This window comes from Mesorhizobium sp. M7A.F.Ca.MR.362.00.0.0, from assembly GCF_004023175.1.
Taxonomy (GTDB): Bacteria; Pseudomonadota; Alphaproteobacteria; order Rhizobiales; family Rhizobiaceae; genus Mesorhizobium.
This window is the reverse complement of sequence record NZ_RZTF01000235.1, coordinates 1-461: the sequence shown is the minus strand read 5'-3', so window position 1 is coordinate 461 and position 461 is coordinate 1. Positions and strand designations below refer to the sequence as shown.

General features: G+C 62.3%; 1 protein-coding gene. It reads left to right on the top strand.

Annotated elements, in window-relative coordinates:
* The coding region (gene ribB / locus EOC06_RS24345) for a 3,4-dihydroxy-2-butanone-4-phosphate synthase (RefSeq protein ID WP_128308988.1) at window positions 1–461 on the top strand (461 nt) is incomplete at both ends.

Sequence of the window (461 nt, the reverse complement as noted above, 5' to 3'; positions counted from 1 at the left end):
CCTTACGACCAGAAGAAAATCGTCGAAGCCCTGCGTGCTTTCGAACGCGGCGAGATCGTCGTCGTCATGGATGATGACGGGCGCGAGAACGAGGGCGACCTGATCGTTGCCGCCGTCCACTGCACGCCTGAAAAGATGGCGTTCATCGTGCGCCACACCTCCGGCATCGTCTGCACGCCGATGCCGCGCGAGGAAGCCAAGCGGCTGAACCTTGCGCCCATGGTCGCCGACAACGATTCCGCCCATACCACCGCTTTCACCGTCAGCGTCGATTTCAAGCATGGCACCACGACGGGCATCTCGGCCGAAGATCGCACTTTGACCGTTCGCAATCTTGCCAACGGCAATGTTGGCGGCTCGGATTTCGTCCGCCCCGGCCACATCTTCCCGCTGATCGCACGCGAAGGCGGCGTGCTGATGCGCTCCGGCCATACCGAAGCAGCGGTCGATCTGTGCAAGCT